This is a genomic window from Mycobacterium sp. NGS24 (assembly GCF_059813065.1).
On sequence record NZ_JCALDW010000002.1, the window covers coordinates 71485 to 93914 of the forward strand.

At 62.3% G+C, this 22430-nt stretch carries 13 protein-coding genes and 1 tRNA gene; 6 read left to right on the plus strand and 8 right to left on the minus strand.

Features of this window, described 5'->3' with window-relative positions; genetic code table 11:
- Positions 1-5532, minus strand: a complete 5532-nt coding sequence (locus tag AC5Y6Y_RS03410; RefSeq protein WP_499918603.1) for a type I polyketide synthase — start codon at positions 5530-5532, stop codon at positions 1-3.
- Between the two features lie 74 nt (positions 5533-5606).
- Positions 5607-7376 (minus strand): NAD(P)/FAD-dependent oxidoreductase, encoded by a 1770-nt coding sequence (locus AC5Y6Y_RS03415; protein WP_499918602.1) that lies wholly within the window; start codon positions 7374-7376, stop codon positions 5607-5609.
- A 184-nt stretch (positions 7377-7560) separates the two neighbouring features.
- On the opposite strand from AC5Y6Y_RS03415, the gene AC5Y6Y_RS03420 reads away from it, so the two are divergent.
- A complete protein-coding gene (locus AC5Y6Y_RS03420; protein WP_499918601.1) occupies positions 7561-8979 on the plus strand; it encodes a cation:proton antiporter in 1419 nt (472 codons plus the stop codon).
- 375 nt (positions 8980-9354) lie between these two features.
- On the plus strand, positions 9355-10611 hold the full coding sequence (locus tag AC5Y6Y_RS03425) for a plasmid pRiA4b ORF-3 family protein (protein WP_499918599.1): 1257 nt from the start codon (positions 9355-9357) through the stop codon (positions 10609-10611).
- Positions 10612-11150: 539 nt separating this feature from the next.
- On the opposite strand, the gene AC5Y6Y_RS03430 is transcribed toward AC5Y6Y_RS03425, so the two are convergent.
- Positions 11151-11441 carry a hypothetical protein gene (locus AC5Y6Y_RS03430; RefSeq protein WP_499918598.1) on the minus strand — a complete coding sequence of 97 codons (291 nt, stop codon included), beginning with the start codon at positions 11439-11441 and terminating at the stop codon, positions 11151-11153.
- A 133-nt stretch (positions 11442-11574) separates the two neighbouring features.
- On the opposite strand from AC5Y6Y_RS03430, the gene AC5Y6Y_RS03435 reads away from it, so the two are divergent.
- Complete coding sequence (locus tag AC5Y6Y_RS03435; RefSeq protein ID WP_499918597.1) at positions 11575-12435, plus strand: TIGR02391 family protein; 861 nt, start codon at positions 11575-11577, stop codon at positions 12433-12435.
- Positions 12436-12845: 410 nt separating this feature from the next.
- Here AC5Y6Y_RS03435 and AC5Y6Y_RS03440 read toward each other — a convergent pair whose 3' ends face one another.
- The gene (locus AC5Y6Y_RS03440) at positions 12846-13844 is read right to left on the minus strand and encodes an HNH endonuclease (RefSeq protein ID WP_499918595.1); all 999 of its coding nucleotides are present in this window, start codon (positions 13842-13844) and stop codon (positions 12846-12848) included.
- 173 nt (positions 13845-14017) lie between these two features.
- Here AC5Y6Y_RS03440 and AC5Y6Y_RS03445 point away from each other — a divergent pair, with 173 nt between their 5' ends.
- On the plus strand, positions 14018-14956 hold the full coding sequence (locus tag AC5Y6Y_RS03445) for a hypothetical protein (protein WP_499918594.1): 939 nt from the start codon (positions 14018-14020) through the stop codon (positions 14954-14956).
- 486 nt (positions 14957-15442) lie between these two features.
- Here AC5Y6Y_RS03445 and AC5Y6Y_RS03450 read toward each other — a convergent pair whose 3' ends face one another.
- Both AC5Y6Y_RS03450 and AC5Y6Y_RS03455 read right to left on the minus strand, forming a co-directional pair.
- Positions 15443-17689 carry a hypothetical protein gene (locus AC5Y6Y_RS03450; RefSeq protein WP_499918592.1) on the minus strand — a complete coding sequence of 749 codons (2247 nt, stop codon included), beginning with the start codon at positions 17687-17689 and terminating at the stop codon, positions 15443-15445.
- Between the two features lies 1 nt (position 17690).
- The gene (locus tag AC5Y6Y_RS03455; protein WP_499918590.1) at positions 17691-18269 is read right to left on the minus strand and encodes a hypothetical protein; all 579 of its coding nucleotides are present in this window, start codon (positions 18267-18269) and stop codon (positions 17691-17693) included.
- A gap of 1305 nt (positions 18270-19574) precedes the next feature.
- On the opposite strand from AC5Y6Y_RS03455, the gene AC5Y6Y_RS03460 reads away from it, so the two are divergent.
- Together AC5Y6Y_RS03460 and AC5Y6Y_RS03465 are read left to right on the plus strand one after the other, a co-directional pair.
- A complete protein-coding gene (locus AC5Y6Y_RS03460) occupies positions 19575-20219 on the plus strand; it encodes a hypothetical protein (RefSeq protein WP_499918589.1) in 645 nt (214 codons plus the stop codon).
- Positions 20220-20367: 148 nt separating this feature from the next.
- Positions 20368-21423, plus strand: a complete 1056-nt coding sequence (locus tag AC5Y6Y_RS03465; RefSeq protein WP_499918587.1) for a tyrosine-type recombinase/integrase — start codon at positions 20368-20370, stop codon at positions 21421-21423.
- A 241-nt stretch (positions 21424-21664) separates the two neighbouring features.
- Here AC5Y6Y_RS03465 and AC5Y6Y_RS03470 read toward each other — a convergent pair.
- Together AC5Y6Y_RS03470 and AC5Y6Y_RS03475 are read right to left on the minus strand one after the other, a co-directional pair.
- Positions 21665-21738 (minus strand) — tRNA-Pro (locus AC5Y6Y_RS03470).
- 76 nt (positions 21739-21814) lie between these two features.
- Positions 21815-22387: a hypothetical protein gene (locus AC5Y6Y_RS03475; protein ID WP_499918585.1), complete on the minus strand. Its 573-nt coding sequence runs from the start codon at positions 22385-22387 to the stop codon at positions 21815-21817.
- Positions 22388-22430: the final 43 nt, after the last annotated feature.

Below are 22430 nucleotides of genomic sequence, written 5' to 3' on the forward strand. Positions count from 1 at the left end.
CTACGAACGTCCCGGCTCGGGATCGTCAGGTGATTGCTCAAGTTCAGCCAGCAATGCCCGCAGGTCGGCGTCGGACAGGCTTTCCAGGAGATGCTCCACGTCGTCCGCAGCGCGCGGCTCCGGTTGCGTTTCGGTGTCCGGCAATGAGCTGGCGCCGTCCAGATGCAGGTCGGCCAGTATCCGCGCGGCCAGCGAGTTGACGCTGACACCTCTGAGCAGTTCCAGCACCGGAAGTTCGATACCGAACATCGCACTGATCCGGGCCCGGAAATCCATGGCCATCATCGAGTCCAAGCCGATGTCGTTGAGGATGTCGTCGGGGCCGATATCGCCGGCCGCGACTTCGAAGACGGCGGCCACCACCTGCCGAACGTGGTCTGCCACCGCCTCGAGTCTCTCGGCTTCGGGGCGGCCGGTCAGCGAGTCGATCATCGTGGTGTCGGGGTCCTGATCGACCGTCGCTTCGGTCGTTCCCAGATCGGCGAACATTGCGGGAAGCCGGCCGCCGAAGCCGGCGCGACGGGCTCGCATCCAGTCGGCGCTGATCGCGACCACGTTGGGGGTCCTCTGCGTGATGAGCCGATCGAGGATCCGGGCGCCGGCGGCGGGCGTGATGAGCTCGATGCCGCGCTGGGCGTAGACCTTTTCCAGCTTCAGCTCTTCGACCATTCCCACTGACCACGGACCCCACCCGATGGTGAGAGCGGGCAGCCCCTCGGCCTGCCGCAGGTGCGCGAATGCGTCGAGGAAAGCGTTGGCGGCAGCGTAGTTTCCTTGACCGGGTGCGGCGATAACCGAGCCGGCGGACCCGAACAGGACGAAGAACTCCAGGTCGTGACCGCGAAAAGCGTTGTGCAGCACCCGGGTACCGGTGACCTTCGGAGCCATGACCCGCGTGAAGTCCGGTTCGGTCATGTTCACCAGGAGCTGATCGTTGACACATCCCGCGGCGTGCACGATTCCACGCACCGGCCGGCCGCCTTGCCGGACGTGGTCACTGAGCCACGATTGCACCTGATCGGCGTCGGTGATGTCGACCCGGGCAGTGCTCACCTGGGCACCGAGGCGCTCGATTTGTGCCAGGTTGCTGACGGTGTCGTGATGCCGGTGCCCAGGAAGTATCGACGACCATTGGTTTCTCGGCGGGATCTCACTGCGGCTGAGCAGCACGATGTGACGGGCTCCGCGTTCGGCGAGATACCTCGCGACCATGCGCCCGAGAGCTCCGAGCCCACCGGTGACCACATAGGTCGCGTCGGGCGTGAGTTGGGTGGGGAATGGCTCGGTCAGGCTCTGGCTCGGGCGCAGCCGCGGCACATACGTCACGTCTCCGCGGATGACGATCTGATCCTCGGCCTGGTCATCAAGGTTGTCGGCCAGAATGTGTTGGCAGACACGCAACGCCGTCTGCTCGCGATCACCGGCATCGTCGATGTCGATGAGTCCTCCCCACTGGCCGGCCAATTCTTGGTGACCGACGACCCGTCCGAGTCCCCAGATGGCGGCCTGGTCAACGGCGATCGCATCGGTGTCCGGCGCCGGTTGCGCTTTGCCGGTGATCACGTAGAGGCGGGGCTGGATGGCGTCGTGTGCGGCGAAGGACTGGATGAGGTGCAGAATCGTGAAAACACCGATCCGGTAATGTGTTTCGGTGGATCCGGTGTCCGCGCAGATGTCCAGCGGCCACAGGTTGATGACGCCGGCGAGGCTGCCTTCTTTCTCCAGATGTCTATCGAGCAGTTGCTGAAATTGTTCCGGATGCCGCGGGTCCAGCGCATAGCCGCCGTCGATCTCGGTCAGTCCGCTGACGGGCTGGTAGATGACCGTCTGGACCCGTTGACCACTGCGGTGCAGTTGTTCGACCAGGGCGGTTCCTATGCCGTCGAGGTCGAGCAAGACGAGCCAGGACGAGCTGTCGGGCACCGACGCGTTGGCGGCGGGCCTCGTTTCGGTCTGCGCGACCCATTGAATCTCGTAGAGTCCCTTGTCCACCCGTTCGGGCGACATCCGCGATGACGCGCTCAGCGATTGCACAGTGAAGCCGTGGATCGCGGCCAGGGGTTCGCCGTCGTCGCCGGTGATCGTGAGGTCGCATTCGATCTCGTCGGTGGTTGCCGAGGTGACACGTGCGTGTACGGCCATGACTTTCTCGGGGGGACCGTAGATGGCGCTGCGCCGGATTCGGGTCGGCAGGTAGGGACTGCCATCGTTGTTCTGGCTGTACAGCGGTGTGCCGAGCAATGTCTGGAAGGCGCCGTCGATGAGTGCCGGGTGGAAGCGGTAGGCATCCACGTCCTGAATGATCGTGGCGGGCAAGGTGATCTGGGCGATGGCCCACCCGTCTCCGGAGGTGATGCCGGTAACGGTCTGAAACGCCTCGCCGTAGTCGAACCCCGCGGCGCGGGCTCGGGTGTAGAACTCGTCGCCGTCGATCGTTGTCGCCTGCTCGGTGCTGCTCGCGTTGTCGTCGCGGCCAGGGGCGCGCGACAGCGTATTCAGCGCTGCTGTCGCGGTGATCGTCCAGCTCATTTCTCCGCCGGCGGTGGCTGTGAACGCGGCGAACTCGATAGCGCCGGTGTCCCGGTTGAGGGTGGTCCGCAGGATTGGATCGCAGGTTGCGTCCAGGATCAGGGCACGGTGCAGCGAGAGGTCGACAACGCTGTAGCCGCTCGATCCATACGCTTCTTTTCCTGCCGCCAGGGCGATCTCGATATATACCGCCGCGGGCACCACGACACTTCCCTGCACCTGATGATCGGCGAGGAAGGGCGCGATGGTGGTGTTCAGCTCGGCCTCCCAGGTCGGGTGCACGGCGCTGACCGGTTGCCCCAGCAGCGGGTGCACCGGATGGTAGTGCAGGTCCTCGGCCGCTTCCTGAGTTTCGTTCCAGTACCGCTTGTTCTGCCACGGGTAGGACGGCAGCTTCAGCAGCCGCGCACCCGTCTGGGGATAGAGCACGTCCCAGGCGACCGAGTGACCGTGACAATGCAGAGCGCCAACGCAGTTCAACAGGGTACGGCTGTCGTCCTCGTTGCGTCGTTGGCTGGCCAGGACGTTCACGTCGAGCTGCCGGCTTCGGCCGATCTCGGCGATCGATGCCGCGAGGACGGGATGTGGGCCAAGTTCGACGAAGTGGGTGTAGCCGTCCTCGAGCATGCGACGCAGCGCGGGTTCGAAAAGGACGGTGGCGCGGGTGTTCTGCCACCAGTAACCGGCGCCAAAAGGGTAGTGGTCCAGTCGTTCCCCGGTGACGGTGGAGTACAGCGGGATGGCCGCGGCCTGTGGCGACAACGTGTCCAGCGCGGTGCACAGGTCGTCTTTGACCCTGTCCATGTAGTGCGTGTGATAGGGCACCTTGCCGGTGAGCAATCGGTTGAAGATCCCGAGTTCGTCCAAGTGGCGGGCGATGTCGTCCAGCACGTCGCGATCGCCGGCGACGGTGACCGCGGACGGGCTGTTGATCGCGGCGATGGATACCCGCTCGTCAAATGTTGCGATATCGATGGTCTGGGTGAGCGACTCGGCACTGAGTCCGACGGCGAGCATCCGGCCCATCCCGCTGGTGCGTTGCTGAAGCCTGCTGCGGTGGAAGATCACCTGGACCGCCTGCTCGAAGGTGAGGACACCGGCAAGGTAGTGGGCGGCGACTTCCCCGGCGCTGTGTCCGATCACCGCGTCGGGGGTGACGCCGAACTCGCGAAGTTGTTCGGCCAGTGCGACCTGGATGGCGAAGTTGGCAGGTTGCGCGACCTCGGTTTCGCTCATCCGCGAATGACCTTCATCGGATCGAAGCTCGTCCAGCAGAGACCAGTTGGTGTGCTGGGCGAGTTCGCGATCGGTGCGCAACAAACTCTCGGTGAAGGCCGGATAGGAGTCCAGCAGGTCGCGGCACATCCGCCACCACTGAGGGCCCATCCCGGTGCAGACGTAGGCCAGCTTCGGCGCGATCGGGGTGCGGCCGACGGGGACAGCGTCGGAGAGGGCCTGGAGTTGTTCCCGCGCTTCGGCGATGCTGCCCGCGACCAGGGTGCGGCGATAGTTCAGGTGAGAGCGCCGCCGGCTCAACGTGTAGCCGAGATCGTGCAGGGTGGTATCCGGGTGGGCGTTCAGGTGCGCCGCCAACTGGTGGGCCTGCGCTGCCAGGGCCTCCTCGGCGCGTGCCGAGATCGGCAGTATGGCCGGCCGGTTCCGCCGAGGTGGGGCTTGGATACCGGCCGGGGCGGGCGGCTCGGCGAGCACGACGTGGGCGTTGCTGCCCCCGAAGCCGAAGGAGTTGACGCCGGCCACCCGCCGCTTGCCGACGGGAAACGCGCGCCCGGTGCGCGGTATCTCGACGCCGAATTCCGCCAAATGTATGTGACTGCTGGGGTTTTCCAGATGCAGGTTGGCGGGGATGTAACTGCGTTTGAGCACCAGCGCGGCCTTGATCAGGCCGGCCACCCCGGCGCCGGCCTCCAGGTGTCCGATGTTGGTCTTCACCGATCCGATCAGCAGCGGATCTGCGGGGGGCCGGTCGGACGCGAGCGCGTTGGCCAGGGCACGGACCTCGACAGGATCGCCGACCGGAGTACCGGTGCCGTGCGCCTCCACGTACCCGACGTCGTTAGGCTCGACGCCGGCTCGTTGCAGCGCTGTGGTGATCGCCGCCTGCTGTGCGTCAGCGCTGGGTACGGTGATGCCGTCGGTGTGGCCGTCCTGTGACACGGCGGTGCCGAGGACTTGCGCATAGATGTCATCGCTGTCGCGCAGAGCGTGCTCGAGGAGTTTGAGCACCACCACCGCGCCGCCTTCGCCGCGCGCGTAGCCGTCAGCGGATTGGTCGAATGCTTTGCAGCGCCCGTCCGGGCTGAGGAACCCACTCTTCGATTCCGCGATCGCCGTGTTGGGCCCGATCATGATGTTGACGCCGCCGGCCAGGGCGAGATCGCATTCACCGTTCCAGATGCTTTGGGCCGCAAGGTGTACGGCGACCAGCGAACTCGAGCAGGCCGTGTCGATCGTCATGCTCGGGCCGCGGAAGTCGAATGCGTAGGAGATGCGGTTGGCGAGCATCGTCATCATCATGCCGGTGGCGGAATGGGTCTTGAATCGGAAGCGACTGGTACGACCCTGGTTTTGCAGGAGTTGGTAGTCGAGAGTGAAACCACCCATGAAGACACCGACATTGCTGCCGGCCAACGCCTCCGCGGGTATCCCCCCGTCCTCCAATGCTTCCCAGGTGGTCTGCAGCAGCAGACGCTGCTGCGGATCGAGCAAGTTCGCCTCGCGGGGCGAGATGCCGAAGAACTGGGGATCGAATTGGTCTATCTCATCGAGAAACCCGCCTCGGCGGGTGACCATCTTGCCGACTTTCGCCGGGTTTGGATCGTAGTATTTGGCTGCGTTCCACCGGGTCTGCGGGACCGTGCGGGTGGCGTCGGTCTCGTTGCACAGCAGGCGCCAGAAAGTGTCCGGTGTGTGCGCGTCGCCCGGGAAACGACACCCGATCCCCACAATCGCCAAGGGCTTTCGAGTGACGTGTTCGGCAGACATGTTCACCTCTCCCCTGTCGGGCCGCCGCGATACCCGACCGGCACGGCGCAACCGGATCTCGTGTTTGTTCTGGGTCAACTGAATTCGAGTGCGGGTGTGGTGCCGAGAATCCAGTCCTGACTGACCGGGTTGCCCGGTTGCTCACGGCGGTAGATGGCGCGCAGCTCCTGCAGAAAGGAATCCCGTTGCCACGCCTGCACCTGTCGCATGACATCGTCGTCGGCAAACCTGTCGCGATGTTGTGCGATCACGGTTTCGGCCAACTGGCCCGCCAGCTGGCGCAATAATTGGGCATTGGCGTCGAATTGCGCGCGGAAGTCAGAGGCAACGCCCATCATGGCGGTGTGCAGCGTGACCATGAATTGCAGCGGTGCGAACAAGTCAACGAAACCTGATGCGGGAGAAGACTTTTCCACTGCTGCCCACTCCCGGAAGAACCGTTGCACGCGATTGCTGAGGTCGATCAGCCCCTGCAGCTGCGGTACGACTTCGGGATCATCGGCGACACTGACGAAACGGCCATTGCTGTACAGCAACCCCAGGAAGCCCCAGTAGAACGCGATGTCCCAGATCACCTTGGCCGACATCACAGCGGGTGAACCCATCAGCGGGTACTGGTTGCAGTACACGGCAAGCCACATGTCGGTCAGCGAACGGAACAGCGAGTCGCTGATTCCGGAACGTGCGACCACGTCTTCGCCGTCGAGGTCCCGGGTGATCATGTCGGTGATCAGGCCATTGCCGATGGCGACCAGGTCCAGTCCCGACGAATACAGCGGGTCCAGGAACACTCCTGAATCGCCGGTGAGACACCAACGGTCACGTCCGTCGAAGATCTTGTTCGCGCCGTGGCTGTAGTGCTTCATCACCCTGAAGTCCTTGATCAGGTGCTCGTGCTCGGCCAGCACCGCGGCGCATTGCGGTTCGTGCTCGCTCAGCCACGCCCGAGCTTTCGCGAGCGTGTTGAAAGTGTGGAACGGGTGCGCCACCGGGTCGGCGACGATGCCCACGCTGGTCGCTCCGGAAGCGAGTCGGATGAGCCAGACCCAATACCCCTCACCCATCAAGTGATTGGTCGACAAGGCCCGGTCGCCCTCGACCAAGCGGGCGTGCCAGTTTTGGTCGTCGCTCCACTGGCCGATGTTGATCTCCATGCCGATGCGTAGCCATACCGCGTTGCAGTTGTGTTCGTTGGCCCGGCGCAGATCCAGTTGTCGCGGCAACGCCCGATTCCGGCCCGACGCATCGACCACCCAGCGAGCCGTCGTCTCAGTGGTCGCGTCGCCGTGCTGAAATGTCACGGTGTGGGAACCGGTGCCGTGGCCGAAATTCACGGATCGAACTCGGCCACAGACGATTTCGACGCCTTGGGCCAGGCACCGACGGTTCAGCTCGTTCTCCAACCTGCCGCGGTCGATTTGATAGGTCACCTGGGGTGTGAAGGTGGAGCTGCCGAGCTCGACCCGTTGGGCGATGTCGGTGTTCCCCGCGTTCGAGAAGAACATTCGCAAGCCCATCTTGCGGAGCTGGGAATCCCGCAGATGGTCGGCCAGGCCCAGCCGGTCCCTGAGGTAGTGGGCGGCGATCTCGACTGTGGACTCGCCGACCGTGTGGGTGATCTCCGGTACCGGATGCGGGTTCGGTTCGATGATGAGGATCCGCGTTTGTGGGCGGACGATCTTCATTTCCAGTGCCAGAGTGAGGGCTGCGACCCCGCCGCCGATGACGGCGACCTCGTGGTCAGGGGCAGCGGCGTCCGTATGGGAAAGGCGCGCTCTGATCCGGTGGGCCAGAGCTTCTCGTGCTTCGGGGCTGAGTTGCGAAAGCTCTGTTCGTACATCCATACGGCCCCCTCACACACGCGGGTTCAGTCAGTTACTTAATATTTAAGAAGTTACACCAAGCCGCATTCATTCACCCGGTGAAGGCAAGCCGTCGTCGACAGGGGTTCTACTGCCGCATCCGACAGATCGCTGGACATGGTCCCGAACTGTTGCCACCCGCATTTTGAACCAGGAGACGTGACCTGTGCCTGCAGCAACTGCCATACATTTCTTTCTGGAACTGGCGGTGATTCTGGGGACCTGTCGAATTGTCGGAATGCTGGCGCAGCGACTCGGTCAACCACAAGTCGTGGGCGAGATGCTTGCCGGCGTGCTGCTCGGCCCCTCGCTGCTGGGACGCATTGCCCCCGGGGTGCAACACGACCTGTTTCCTCCGGGTCAGGCCAACGTCGTGCTCTACACGGCGGCGCAGATCGGGCTGGTGCTCTACATGTTCCTGATCGGGCTGAACTTCGACGTCAACCTGATCAAACATCGCGCCGGCACCGCCGCGGCCGTCTCCGCGGCCGGCATCCTCACCCCGCTCGCGCTGGGGGCGCTGGTCGCTGGGCCGCTGCTGGCGAGCGGAACATTCTTCGAAAAAGGCGTCACCCCGGTGATGGCGATGATGTTTCTCGGCGCGTCGATCGCGACCACCGCGTTTCCCATGCTCGCCCGGATCATCTTCGAACAACGACTTTCCGGCACCCGGTTGGGCACCCTCGCCCTGGCGTGCGGCGCCGCCGACGATGCGCTGTCCTGGTGCATCTTGGCGACGGTACTGGCCATTCACCGGGGCAATCCCACGCTGGCTGTGGTGGCGATAGTCGGTGGCATTGTGTACACGTTGCTGGTGCTGACGGTCGGACGGCGCATGCTGTCCAGGCTGGGCACCATCTCTGAACGCCAGAACACCATCAGCGCGCCCACGCTCAGCGCGGTATTGATTCTTCTGATGGCATGTGCGTGGTTCACCGACACCATTGGGATCTACGCCATTTTCGGCGCCTTCATTCTTGGTGTCGCCATGCCCTCCGGATTTTTCGCGCGACATCTCACGGCCAGCCTCGAACCGCTTGTAACCACCTTCCTGCTGCCTCTGTTCTTCGTGTATTCGGGGCTGAACACCCAGATCGGACTGGTCAACAATCCAACGCTGTGGGCGGTGACCCTGGGAATCCTGGTGATCTCCATTGCGGGGAAAGGGATTGCCTGCACACTGGCTGCGCGCCTGAACAAGGTGCCGTTGCGCGAGTCCGTCGCGCTGGGTTCATTGATGAATGCCCGCGGGCTGATCGAGCTCATCCTGCTCAATATCGGGCTGGAAGCAGGCATCATCACGCCCACGCTGTTCACCATGTTGGTGCTGGTGGCGATCATCACCACGCTGATGGCCACGCCGATATTCGAGTTGGTCTATGGGCGATACCGGGTGAGCGAGCTTACCCGTCGAGAGACAATCGAACTCATGCCTGCCGAATCCTCCACCCCACCACCCTCTGCGCCAAATCAGCCACGGCCGCGGGTCACGCCGGAGGACTTCGAGCGGTTCAGTGATGAGGAGCAGATGCGGGAGGCATCCGACGAAGGCAGGCTGTGGGACGAGCGGCCGCCGCATCACTGACCGGGCCGTACAGTCAAACCTCGCATCAACCGGGTTCCGCCGCTGCCGCGTTCAGCATCCGCGCCGAACTGGCACCGGTAGACATGAGCAGAGAAATCATTTCTTTCCTGCGGCAGCACCAGAAGATCACCCTGCCAAGCAATCCTGCCCGACGGCCGATGTGCTGACCCGTGACCCGAAGAAAGGCGCCTGCGTAGTCGGCTACGTGATGTGGGGAAAACTGCTACGCGGCCAACCGATCACGGCATACCCAACGGGTGTCCTGATCGGCGCGGCACCGGCACTAAGGTGGGTCGCATGGGGCGTCCGTACCTTCGCCTGATTCCGCAGCAGTCGTCACGCCCTGATCTGCGTCGCGCTCGGCGACGAGATGACGTGGTCTACCGGATCCGGGTGCACCTCGACGACAGCGATCCAACGATCTGGCGGCGCCTAGATCTGCGCTCGAATCTGACGCTGGACCTGGTGCACCAAGTCCTTCAGGTGGCGTTCGACTGGACCGACTCGCACCTGCACCGCTTCTCACTCGGCGGTGGCGCCTTCGACCATCACAGCCAGCTGTTCCTGTGCCCGTACGACGTGGACAACAAGGAGTGGCCCGACGAAGACGATGACGGTCTGCCCGCCGCCGACACTCGGCTCGACGAAACCCTCAGCGAGCCAGGTGATGTCCTGCACTACCTCTACGATTACGGCGACAACTGGGAGCTGACGCTGCGCCTGGAAGAGGTCTGCGCTGCCGAAACCGGCTGTCCCGCAGCGGTTGTCGTAGACGGTGGGCGCGCGGCACCGCCAGAGGACTGCGGGCATCTGGTCGACTCCGACAGCCTTTCCCAGGTGCTGGCCCACCCTGCGTTCTTTGATCTGGGAAGGGTCAACGGGGGCTTCGACAGCGCGTACTTTGTGCTGCGTGAAGCCGGCATCGATGAGCGTCTGGTCGAGCTGGTTCACCGGCTCACCTACACCCCTCACGGTGACGACCTGACAGTGGCGGCGCTCACGCTGGTCGGCCCGCAGTCGCTGGATACGGTTGATTTGCCCGATAATCTGCGGCCGTACAACTGGTTCCTGGACCGCGCGAAGGACGGCGGCATTGCGCTGACGTGCGCTGGGTATCTCAAGCCGGCTGATGTCGGGGAATCCTCCAAAGTCGTTCCTGCAATGCATGATTGGATCGGCAAACGCTATCGCGAGATCGACTGCGACCCGCTGCTGCGATTCCGCCAGGGCGTGCAGTCTTTGGGGTTGTTGCGCAAGCACAAGGGAACGTTGCTATTGACCAAGGCTGGGACAGCGGCCCAGCGTGACCCCGACAGACTGTGGGACCATTTGGCCGGTCGGCTGATCCCCAAGTCCGACATGACGTTTGAAACGCAAGCCACCCTGCTCATGCTGGCCTTTGCGGCGGCTTCGACCGACTCCGCATTGCCGTTCGAGAAGGTGGCGGCGTTGCTGACCGAACTCGATTGGCGCCACGCCGACGGTCGGCCTGTTTCTGCAGCCGCCCTGCGCCAACTCCCCGTCTTTGATGTCCTGATCAACGTGACCGATCAGCCCGTCACCTGGATGCGTGGGGACATCGTGAGTCCCGCGGCAGCGGCGCTGGCGCGTCGGGCGCTCGGCGGGAGTTGACCGTATCCACCGAAGCACGTCTACGAGCCTGATGCGCACCACTTCGGCGTCATCGTGTTGACCCTGCCCGGTGTCAGGGTTGGAGTGAGGTTCTGCGGGGTGTTAGACGCCAAGAGTAACTGGGGAACGGGTGCCGAAACCGTCCTGACGTGCGCTGGCAACAGTGCACGGATCTACGGGTCACCCCGCCGATGCCTCAAAAGGTGTCGTTGATCTGCGCACAGATGGGGCTCCCCGGCAGGATTGTTGCCACCGCCACGCAAAAACACACGGGTCAGGACCAGCGACGGCCCTTAGCGACGCTCAAAGTCGGGGCATGACCGGGGCATGCCACTGAACCGGCTGATCAAAATGCTCTGACCTGCGTCGGGCTGACAGGATTTGAACCTGCGACCACTTGACCCCCAGGTAGCCGAACGGTGTTAGCGGGCGTTCACCCGAGTACGGTCTGCGCGGGTCAACGCAATTTGCTTACAGGAGCAAACACCCGTGAACCGGCCCGAAATCGGGCCGGTTGGGGTAAGGGTTGGGGTACGCAGTCACCCAAGGCCGTCCCGCGCATTGCGCAATTCGATGGGAGAAACCTGCGCGGCTTTGGCCAAGTCAACGTCGCTCACTCCCAGCTGTGCAGCGTCTGCGAACAGCTGCATCAGCTTCGCGCTGTTGATGCCTTGGACGGTCTGCGCATTGTTGTGCTGTTTCTCCGCGTCGCCCCCGGGTGCTCCGAAGTCGGCTGTGAGCTCCACTCGTCGGCTGCTGTCCGACCACTGGCCGTACGTTGTCCCGAAGGCGCGCAGAAAATCCTTCAAGTCCACATCGCTGGATTCCATACCGAGCATTCTCGTCGGTCCACCGGCGGTACGCGAATAGCGAAGTACCAGCGGACCGAGTTCGCCCACCGCGAACGGCCAACCGGTATGTCGCACCAAGGCACTGGTCCGATCGCAAGTAGGGTCGGTGGTCATGGCGGACGCCGACCGCAACCCCACCTACCTGCGCGACCTCGCCGGTCATGTTGCAGAATTCCGCGACGCATTCAAATCATTCCTCGAGATGCACACCCCTACTTACACCGGTCCGGGAATCGGCACCATGCCCGCCGTCCTTCCGCTCGAAGGTGTCGATCAGACGGAATTGCACGCGCGCCGCGAGCGGGTATCGAGAGCGGCAGGCCGTGCCCGAAACGCAACGGTCTTGACCGGCTGCCAGTTTGGGGTCATCGACCACCTCCGCGGCCAGCGAAATGTGGTCGACCCGATCGCGGCGTGGAACACCGTCACCCAGCCCAAACCCATGCTCGAACCGGCGAACATCACCGACGCGTGCGACCAGATGATCGGATCACTCGAGGACATGGCTGCACGTGCCGAGGCCGAGTTGCCGCCGACAGCCGACGTCGCGCAGATGCACGCGGCGGTGTGGGGCCAAGCGGCCCGGCTATGGCGCGACGGACACTATCGGCAGGCGGTGTCGGCCGCGGCAGATGGCGTTGTGCAATTAGTGAAGTCGCGCACCGGCCGCACCGATATCGAGGACACGCCGCTATGGCAGCAGGTGTTCTCGAAGGACGATCCCGAACGAGGCAAGCCACGGCTGAGGTGGCCGGGCGATCAAGCCGACAAGTCGGTGATCTCGATGAACAATGGCCTCCGCCAGTTTGCGCCCGGTGCTCAAATGACGATCCGCAATCCGGCTACACACGGGCCGGGCGAGATGACTCGACAGGAGGCCGTCGAACGTTTAGCGGTACTCAGTCTGCTCGCTCGGTGGGTCGACCAATGCGACCTCATCGCGGCACCTGACCCGCCCGCGGGCGCGCCATGACAGTCGCCGCGGTTGTCCTCGCCGTCCTCGGCTTCGGACACGGCGTCTCATCGCTGACGTGGCAGGCGTTTACACGTTCCTCATGCAAGGGGCACGGCCGAAGCTGACTCCAATAATCCGCTTACCACTACGGCGGCGGCCTCCTGACCATCGACGCGACACGCAACGTGCGGGCGTGGCTGCGGTCTGCCATGGAGCAACCCCATCCGGCGGTCAGCTCGCGATCGGCGCGAAGGTTACGAACGCCGGTCGCGCTCCCTTCCGCGTAGCGGGGCAGGCAACGCGGGTGACCCCGTCTAACACCTAGTTCGTACCTGTCGACAGTCCACTCGGATGCCCGCCGGTCCCGCACGACATTGCACCCGGTGCCGAACTTTCGACGCGCCATGTGAATGAACCATAAGCCCGCTTTAGCCGCAGGCGTCTATCAATTCGCGTAGCTGGTCCGGCGTCAACCAGGGATTTCGTCTGTGGATCATTCGGTGGCAGTTCGCGCAGATGAGGATGAGGTCGTCGAGCTGTGTTTTGACCTCGCCGGAAGCATGCAGCGGAACAACATGGTGGCACTCGATGTAGCCGTCGCCGTGCGATCCGTAAGCGGCTTTGAAGTCGAATCCGCATGTCGAGCACGATAGGGATGGGTGCGACTTTAGATGCTTCTTGATCTTTTTGGCGCGCAGTCCCCGGTCACGTTCGCGGGCGAAGTGCTTTCGCTCCAGTAGTCGCCCCTCTGGCGCTTCGTCGTCGTCCAACTCGTCGACGTCGATCACAACTTCGTTCGCCTCGACGAGATCGCCCGAACTCATCCCATCGCGGATCAACTGTGCGGCCTGACGCATATCGGCTTCACGGTCAAGAAAGTCGTTGAGTACCTCCAAATCGGTGGCACCTGCGTTAGTGGGCGCGCCTTTATAGTCGGGGTGATGCGTAGCAATGTCCCACGTCTTGCGGGCGACGCCGTTCGGATTCCTGAACTTCGGGCCGCGAAGCTCCATCGGGTGAATCGGCAACTGTTGGAGCAGGTCGGATAGCGCTTGGACCCGCGAATCGTTCGCGCCAATACCCTTCCAGCCGTTCTCGAGAACGAGATCGCAAGCCAGGATCAGTTCGTCTCGCGTCCATGTGGGTTCGCGGGCGGGGGGCACGACGAACCCCAGACGGCGGAGATATTTGACGGCATCGCTCTCGCCGCCGTAGAACTCGTCTGATGTAAGAGGTTCGAGGCCTGGATGGTGCCCGTGGGCCGCAGCCAGGATCGCCTTCGAGTCGTACTCCTTTCCGCCGTAGTGCAGCAGGTACCCGGTCGCCTTTCCCATGCCGTACTTGTCTAGAAACGCCTCCCGGCCGAGACCGTCGAACTCGGCGAGCGCCGCCAGTACGTCATCACGGTTCACATCTTGTTTCGCCACGGGATCGAACATACTTCGGGATGCCAAGCGGGCCGCAGATAATTCGGTTCACGACCGGCGGCCCGTGCAATACGTTGGGTGGCATGGCGACTGTTACGCCCCCGCTATGGCCCGGTATTGGGCGACCTATGCCCCACTCGGACCTGCCTAACCACCTATTCCAAGCGGCTTCGATGCATGCGCGACGCGCACTTGCAAACGCCACGGACGACTTGGCGCTCCTTGACCGTGCAACTTCCATCGGTACGTCGGTCGAACTACTTGCTAAGTCTGCATTGGCCCACCTCAACCCGGTCCTGATAGCGGAAGATAGGCAGTCGAAGCATCTACTGTTGTTCTCGGGCGTCAGCACCATCGCCCCGGAGAAGGCGAAGACCCGAACCGCTGCGGATTGCATGACGGTGCTCAATCAAGCCAAGCCGTTCGATTACAAGTCCGACCGTGATTCCGGTGTTTTCGACGTCAGGAATCTAGCTGCCCACCTCGGCTTGGTAGATCCCACGAAATTTGATAGCGCCTTGAACACGATGGTTGCACTGTCGGAGCAGATCGTCGAAATCATCTCGGCCACCGACCCTGCACTCGATCGGACAGCGTACTGGGGAATCGACTTTCTGCCGCAGGTCGACGAGCGATTGAAGGCGCAAGCGGAAGCCAAACTACTGATGCTGGAGCAGCTGAAGGCTGCAGCTCTCTACGAAATCGAAAGGCTCCGAGGCCGCGGTCTAGACGACGACGTGCTGTCGGAATGGGCGGATCGCGAACCACCCGGCTATTTCGACGAGCCGCAACACGACCGCGATGACAGGTTTGTACGCCACCCGTGCCCTGTCTGCAGATTCGATGGATGGTTGGAGTACACAATTTCGCGTGGTCCGATCGAATACGAATACGACGACGATGGAACGCCGGGCCTTCCCTTTGTCGAGGTCGTTTCCGAACCGAAAGAATTTTCATGCGCCGTGTGCAATCTGCGCCTGGGCAACGACTTGCTTGATCTGGAGGACATGGGCGAAACGATTTATGACCACGACGATGCAACGGATGCTGAAGTTCAAGAGGCGGAGGATGCCGCCGTCGATTGGTACTGGGAATCTAAGCGGAAGGACTAGCGATGCGAGGGTCTGTCGCGTCGGCGGTCAATGACTAGCCGATCCCGCAGGCACAGGCTCTCTAGCGCTCGGGGTGCAAGATGACAGGCGGTGGGTTCGTTCGATGCACAACCTGCCGGGTCGTGGTTCGCAGAATGGGGTGACGCATCAAACGAAGTGTTTCGCGTCGGCGATATTCGTTTACCCCACCGCCTGCTCCAAACGAGTCATCACTGGACCAGCTACATACGGCAGCTGTGCTGCTATGGGTGAAAATTGCTGCCCGCAAGAAAAATTCGCGACTACCCCTGGGGAGTCATGCCAGGGGGTGGGTCCAACAATTTTTGGGAGGGGTTACTTCTCTAGGCGAGCGTCCTGACCAAGGGCATCGGACATTGCAATTGCCTCAGACGTCCTCGCGGTTGACGTCCGCTTCGACATGATTGGCACCTCGCTTGCGTACGTTGGACCGAGGTGGCTAGTGCATTAAGACCGCAACGCCGGGAGCTACCCGATGGTGTTGAGTTCTTGTCCTGCGGCTCTGCGAACTAGGAGGGAGCGATCAGCAGAAGCTAGCCGAAGCAGGTCTGCGCGCAACCTCTCAATTGACTTCTCGGTGTACCGCTGCCTCGCGGCCATACCTGCCGCCGCCATACGTACGCGACGGTGCGCCGCGTCCCACACGCTGACCAAACGCGCCCACGCTATCTCGCAAACCAAAAGGTCTGAGATAGATGCGATCCCACGAATCGCGGCCGTTTGAACCCGGAAATCGGGGTCATAAATCGCTCCCAAGATCGCCGCATCTACTGAGGTTTCGAGGCCGCTGACTACTAGGTTGCCGTCGCAGAACTGTTCAACCGCGAGCCGTCTAACCTGCGCATCAGGATCGCGCGAGGCAGCGACCAATAGAGCTATCGCCTCGCGACGGCTTGTCGATAACCGTGCGTGCAAGCCTGCAATAACAGCATTGATGGCGCGAATGTCGTCACGGCCCGTCCACATCCGGTCGACTGGTGAGACATCGACGCGGTACGGCAACCGAGATTCAACCGTGCCGATCGGAGTCAGCAGACCCTCGTCTGCTAGCCAGCTCAGCGCGCTAACCGCATCGATCACATCATTCGCCGCGGACGCAGATGCGGTCGCAAAGTCGACAATCGTGTCGATCGACCGTTCGTCGGACGACTTGAGCGCCACAAGGCAACGCGCCACCTCGAACGCCAGGCTGGTCCCGAAGGTGGTCCACTGCCCTCGCTGGTTCTGCGCCAGTTGCTGCCGAATCTTTTGAACCGTCATCTCCATGTCCTCGCGGATCCGGTCGGCAGTCACAAGCTGCGGATAGCGCACCCCTATCTCGGCTGAGTACTCAGCTGGCAATAGATCCTTGAATCTGCTCCGTTCCGGCGCATCATCTGCAAGCTCGGACACCAATGCCGCGAGGGTTTCGATGACGTCCGGATCGACAGATTGCCGTTCGTCGTTGCAGTAGTCCAACAGTATGCTGCGAATTTCATCGTGTAAGCGATCGGGCAGGTCCCTGGCCTGCGCTGCCGACAACGCGAGACAAACGGTCAAGCGTTGCGCTGGCTGCAACGACTCATATCGCTCAACCCACTTCTCTCGTTCAACAGCACTGAGCGAACAGAAAAGGATGACTGATCTATTTTCTCTCGCGAGCGCACTATATTCGTATGCCCAAGCCGGAATCTCGAGCGTTGAAATAAGTCTAGTCGAGATCTCTGATGGTAATTCATCCCAAAGCGCAAGGCATAGTTCCACCCAATCATCGGCGGCGACCCGCGTACCATTTTTTAGGTCATCGACGAGGATCTTCGCAACAAGTTCGCGACTCAAGCCGTTCTCGTTCTCGGTAACGAGCTCGCGGACACGAGATCCACCACTTAGGACCCAATAGGTCATGCCGTCCGCACGCTCGGCAGGGTCCCTACTGCTGACAAGAATTATGGATGCTTTGACGCGCCAGATCCGCTCGAGAATCCAATATGCCCCCGCCCAGCCACCTTGAAGTTCTGCCGCACGAATCGGCATCGGAACCGCCCGTGGGTCACCGCCGAAAGTACGAGTGAAGGGTGAAATCTGCTTTCTTGCCATCTGGATGAGTTCATCAGCCGATGCGCTGGAAACTGAGTCAAGTATCCAAGAATAGGTATTTTGCGGGTCACGAGCGGGCGGGAAGAATAGCCTCGTTTCACGCCCGAATGCTTCACCCACGCCGTATAGAGCCTGTTGAAGTCCAACGGCGGATGCGTTCGCGATGGCGAGGTCGTAATAAGCGGCAGCGTGTGGACCCTTGCCGCGAGCTTCTAGCTCCCAAGTCATGAGTTTCATGTAGACACGCGATTTCAGGTCAGGATCAACAACTGCATCTCGGAGGTACTCGTCTATCCGCGCAAGGGAGGTTGTCCCCCCGGGAAGCCAAGCCTGAACCAGCATCACCAGGATGTGTTCAACCGTCTCGGAATATCGCAGATTTGCAAGAATCGTTCGTGCCTCATCGTCCCTTCCGACGAGTACCTGGCGAATACTCTCCGCGACCATGAACAACAATGACGAAAAATCGACCTCAATTTCATTCGCGATGCGACCGGGCGGATCAGTGTTGTCACTAAGATGACGTGGATCGAGTCGGAGCACGCCGATGAAATGGTTAGCACCGGGATCGCCTGAGTCGACTAACGCCCTTTCGTCGAGCTTGATTGCTGCCTCAACAAGATCAGCTTGTCGCGCCATCTCACCTCACCTCGGTGTACTCGGCCGCTGTCGGCTGATCAATCGGTGCCGAAAGATCTATGACGAGACGCGCTAGGATCGAAACCATTGCAATAGTCACCGACACGTTTCCCGGAGCTTCGGTCTCGAACCAGCGGACGTCATCCTTTATATGACTCAATTTTGCAATGAGATATCGCTCGGTTTCGACCTCAGAAAGCTTGTCCGGCGGGTCCATTAGTATTATCGCGACCTGAACATTTTCGGCTTCTAGGGCCATGTCTAGTTCTTCTTCGGTACCTTTTCGTATCTCCCGGTGAAGAAGAACGATTACCAAGTTAGCGTTCGCCGCGTCATAGCGAAACTCGCGATTCCCGTCGCCGTAAGTCCGGCGTGTGACGGCATCTTCCCATGCGCGGACAGTGAGTAAGAAGCCTGCCCTCGCGTCGATCGCCTGCTTGTTGAAGGCGTCAACAAGCTCCCGGAGAAGGCTTCGCTCAGCGTCTAAGTCGCTGCCAGACGATATAAAGACTTCGCACAGCTTCACCGTCCGGAATTCGCCGCCCGCGTATCTTGGCGTCCGCAGTGCAGGTCGGGTCACTGCATGTACCCCTCCCCGTTCCCTCAGTCGACGCTCCGACCGGCAATTTACCTGCCGCGCTCTTCCAAGCGCAGCCGAACCACTGGGTGTCGGTGCCAGGAGAAGAACCTTCCAGGCACAGTTGGAAAGCGACGGATGCCGAGCATTCCGCGCCGATGCCCTATACATGCCGGTCACAACTACTCCGGTTACCGGTGATTGCACCGCCGAGCAGGGTCAACCGGTTTGCCATCCGGGCCGAGAAGCCAACCTTCGTCGCATAGCGTGCACCCTTCGGCAGACGCCTGCCGTTCTGTCCGGCGAGCATCGTCGCGTTCGGCCTTCGCGTGTTCATTGGCCCCTCTGGCGCGTCCGCAGGCACCGCACGGCGTGTCGGTGCCGCCTGGATGACGGCTACACCAGGGTTGCGGTAATTCGCCTTCCGCAGGATTGCGGGGGGGACTGTGCAGGATCGGGTTGGCGTCGTCTAGTGCCGTACCCGGCCCACATACCCCCCCTCCTTGGATCTTGGACTCTGGACTCTGGAACGGCAGAAGCCGGGATGTTTCCGACGTAGATTGCATACCTGGTTCCGCGGTGGAATCCGTTCCGGATTCCGTACCGTACTCTCTCGTCGATCTCACCAAGGAAAAGTCGTGGCCCGGTTTGCGTTTCCGCTTGTCATCCCGCCATTTCCGCTTGCGCTCCTCATGCGCGGCCCGCGTAAGTGCTTCGGGGAAGTCCACGAACTGGTAGCCATTCACACCTCCGTCCCCCGCCCGACGCTTGAACAGCCCTTCCGCGATCAGTATTCGAACGGTGCGTGAACCGTTTGCGAATTGGCGGACGAACCAGTCGGGCACGAAACCGTCTGTCAGTTGGTCGGCGCAGTACGCACCAGCCATCACATAGAGGCCGACTGCGGCGAGTCCAGCGCGGCGAAACCGATCGTCGGAGTGCGCCTTATCGTCGAAAGGGAACCACGACATCAGACCGTGGCGGCCTTTGTGATTCGATCTACGTACCCCGCGATGGATCCCGCGGTGATAAATCCGCGGGTTCCGATGTTTACCTTGACGAGTTCGCCGCGGTTGATGAGCTCGTAAACCGTTGTGCGGCTGATTCCGCCGAGGCGGGTGCAGGTGTCAGGGATTGGTACTAGCAGCTGGTCGTCAGGTGTGTTGTCCATGCGGACTCTCCTTAAGGGTTCGTTGGTCGGTCGATATCCGCACGTGCGCGAGCGGGTAGTTGCCATCATGGGCCAACAATGGCACTGTTGTCGTTGCCATTAGCGTCCCACTTTTTGGCAATGACGAAAGGCCGGGTATGGACGAATCGAACGCCATAGTTGCCGCCGTTGGTGATAAAGAGGTGCCTATCGGCGGGGTGAGCTGGGCGTTCGGCACCCGCCTGGTCCCGGTTCGGGACATCTTCATGCCGGAACGAGTTGAAGCCTTCGGGCACTTTCCCGGCAAGCCAGATCAGCCAATTCTGCGAATGACCATTGAAGTGCGGCAAGGTATTCCGTCGTTCACTCGTGTCGAGGTTGCAGCTTCCGCGGGCGGTGTCGACATCACCGGCGCGCACCTAGGGCAGGTCCGCGACAACCTGGACTGGTGGCTCGACATGATCGTGCGGCATTCCGCGCAGACGACCGCCACACGTGTGCGACGGGGTGTGGACGAGTGGGAAACCGTCACAGCGCCGAATTGGGCCGACGGCGATGTGGCGAGCAAAACAGTCCGGGAGGCGAGGCGCGGCCGACCGCGAAAAGCAACCGACGCACGGCACGAACGCGTCGCGATGATCTATAAAGCGCACATATCCGGTAAGCCTCGCGAAGCGATCCAAGATGCGTTCCGCCTCGAGGACGGCAGCAACATCAGCCCCCGAACCGCGGCGCGCTACATCGAGGAGGCCAGGAAGGCCGGGTACCTCCCTGCCACATCGCAGGGCAAAAGGAAGGCATAGCAACATGGGCAAACGGGCTAACGGTGAGGGCAGCGTTCGGCAGCGGGCTAATGGGCGGTGGGAGGCGCGATTGACGTACATAGACGAGACGGGCCAAACCAAGCGGGTCTCGTTCTACGCCGCAACCGCCAGGGCAGCGCGCGCAGAGATGAAGAAAGCGCGCAATCGGCTCGATGCTGGTGCTCCCGTAAAGGATGCGAACACCGCCGTCGGCGACTGGTTAGCGCACTGGCGCGCAACGACTCTCGCCGCATCGGATCGGAAGGAATCGACCCGCGAGCTCTACTCCTTGCTGTCGCGACGGCACCTGGAACCCGCGCCGTTCGGTGCTACTCCGCTAGACAAGCTGCGCGCGTCCGACGTCGAGGCGCTCATCCTCCGATTGCGCGCCAAGACTAGGCCGAGCCGCCCCGACCCGGACAGCGACACCGAACCGGTACCGGTGCGTGCGTTGTCTGACTCGACGATCCGACAGACGTACACCGTGCTGCGGACGGGGCTTGATGGCGCGGTGCGTGATGGGTGGCTCGCTAGGAATCCGGCGGCCCAGGTTCGTCGGCCGGGCGTGGAACGCACCGAGGCTAGGCACTTGGACGCCGCGGCGGTGACTACCGTTCTACGGTCCGCGGAATCGTCGCGGTATCACCCAGCGCTGGTCTTGATCGCAGCCACTGGGATGCGAAAGGGCGAAGCGCTGGCGTTGTCATGGGATCAGGTCGACCTCGACGCCGGGGCGCTCCGCGTCGCAGCGACAATCAGCCGGATTGGTAGGCGGTTGGTCATTACAGAACCGAAGACGACGCGATCGCGTCGCACGGTGCCACTCAACGCAGCAGTGGTGGCGATGCTGCGAAAGCATAAAGCGGGCCAGTCGGCCGAACGGTTGCGCGCGGCGAGCCAGTGGCAGAACTCAGGCCTGGTGTTCACGACCGAACTCGGCGGTCCGGTTGATCCGCGAAACCTACTCCGCGTAATCAAGGTAGCTTCAAAAGCCGCGAAGGTTGACGGGGTTGGTGTGCACACGTTGCGACACTCCGCCGCGGTGACGTGGTTGGAGGCGGGTGTGCACATCAAGGCGGTAGCTGATCTGCTTGGGCACTCGTCGATCGCGATCACCGGCGATGTTTACGGGCACACATCCGACGACACCGCGCGCGCTGCGATTGATGGGTTGGCAGAACGACTCGGCCTGGTCGTCGTCTGAAAGTGATAACCGAAGGGGCTTCAGCTCGGCCTCTGTAGCCGGGCACGAGTGGCAGACGCCCCTCCGAAAGCCACTAACGAAAACGGGAGCATGTCACCACCTCCTTCCTAGTAGAAGGACTCATCCCTTTACCTACCCGAAGGGCGGCGGACGGCAGTGGACATGACCCGTTGGGGTATCGATTGGGGTAATACACGAAAGCGCCACTTTCCGATCTTTCGAAAAGCACCTCTGACCTGCGTCGGGCTGACAGGATTTGAACCTGCGACCACTTGACCCCCAGTCAAGTGCGCTACCAAACTGCGCCACAGCCCGCCACTGCCGGCGTCAACCGGCAGCAGGTCGAAATCCTACCGCAGCATCAACGCGAGACCGCCAGGCCCTGCGACGGTCACAAACTGCTGAGGTCTGAGAGGATCGACTGCGCCGCCGAGACCAGCACCAGCGTTATAAAACCCGCGGCGATCGAGAACAAGCCGACATCAGCGGCAATCGGATTGCCGATTGCGTTGATCAGCCCAACCGGGTCGCCGGCGAGGGCTTGTCCCAACCCGTCGGCGAACAGCGAGACATCGTAGGCGGGCAGGGAGAGCAGCGTCGTCGTCGCGAAGTCGGCAGTGGGCAGCACGACCGAATAGCCGCTGGCGACCGCGCTGGCGACGGTGTTGACGGCGCCGGTCGGTGAGGCGAGGATGCGCTCGATCACCCCGAGTGACGGCTGCGGAAGCGAATCCAGCAGGCTCGACAGTAACGCGTTGGACACCAGCGCCTGGACTTCCCGGGCGAAATCGCCAACGCCCTGCTGCGCACCGCCCACCAGCGCGCCGGTGACCTCCCCCGGGGCGAGCGGCGGGAGCAGCCCGAACGGAGGCACACTGGGCGGTCCGGTCGACCACCCCTGGTGCGGGCTGCCGTAGCCCAGGTTGACCAACACCCGCACGTCCGGCTCGATCAAGCTCGCCAATGGCCGAACCGGCCTCGCTGAGCGCCGAACCGAACCCAATAAG

Bases quoted from the DNA above. Each gene is read 5' to 3' on its own strand.
- AC5Y6Y_RS03430 (WP_499918598.1), bottom strand. From the start codon at position 11,441: ATGGAATCCAGCGATGTGGACTTGAAGGATTTTCTGCGCGCCTTCGGG.
- AC5Y6Y_RS03435 (WP_499918597.1), top strand. From the start codon at position 11,575: ATGGCGGACGCCGACCGCAACCCCACCTACCTGCGCGACCTCGCCGGT.
- AC5Y6Y_RS03460 (WP_499918589.1), top strand. From the start codon at position 19,575: ATGGACGAATCGAACGCCATAGTTGCCGCCGTTGGTGATAAAGAGGTG.
- AC5Y6Y_RS03445 (WP_499918594.1), top strand. From the start codon at position 14,018: ATGCATGCGCGACGCGCACTTGCAAACGCCACGGACGACTTGGCGCTC.
- AC5Y6Y_RS03465 (WP_499918587.1), top strand. From the start codon at position 20,368: ATGAAGAAAGCGCGCAATCGGCTCGATGCTGGTGCTCCCGTAAAGGAT.
- AC5Y6Y_RS03410 (WP_499918603.1), bottom strand. From the start codon at position 5,532: ATGTCTGCCGAACACGTCACTCGAAAGCCCTTGGCGATTGTGGGGATC.
- AC5Y6Y_RS03450 (WP_499918592.1), bottom strand. From the start codon at position 17,689: ATGGCGCGACAAGCTGATCTTGTTGAGGCAGCAATCAAGCTCGACGAA.
- AC5Y6Y_RS03415 (WP_499918602.1), bottom strand. From the start codon at position 7,376: ATGGATGTACGAACAGAGCTTTCGCAACTCAGCCCCGAAGCACGAGAA.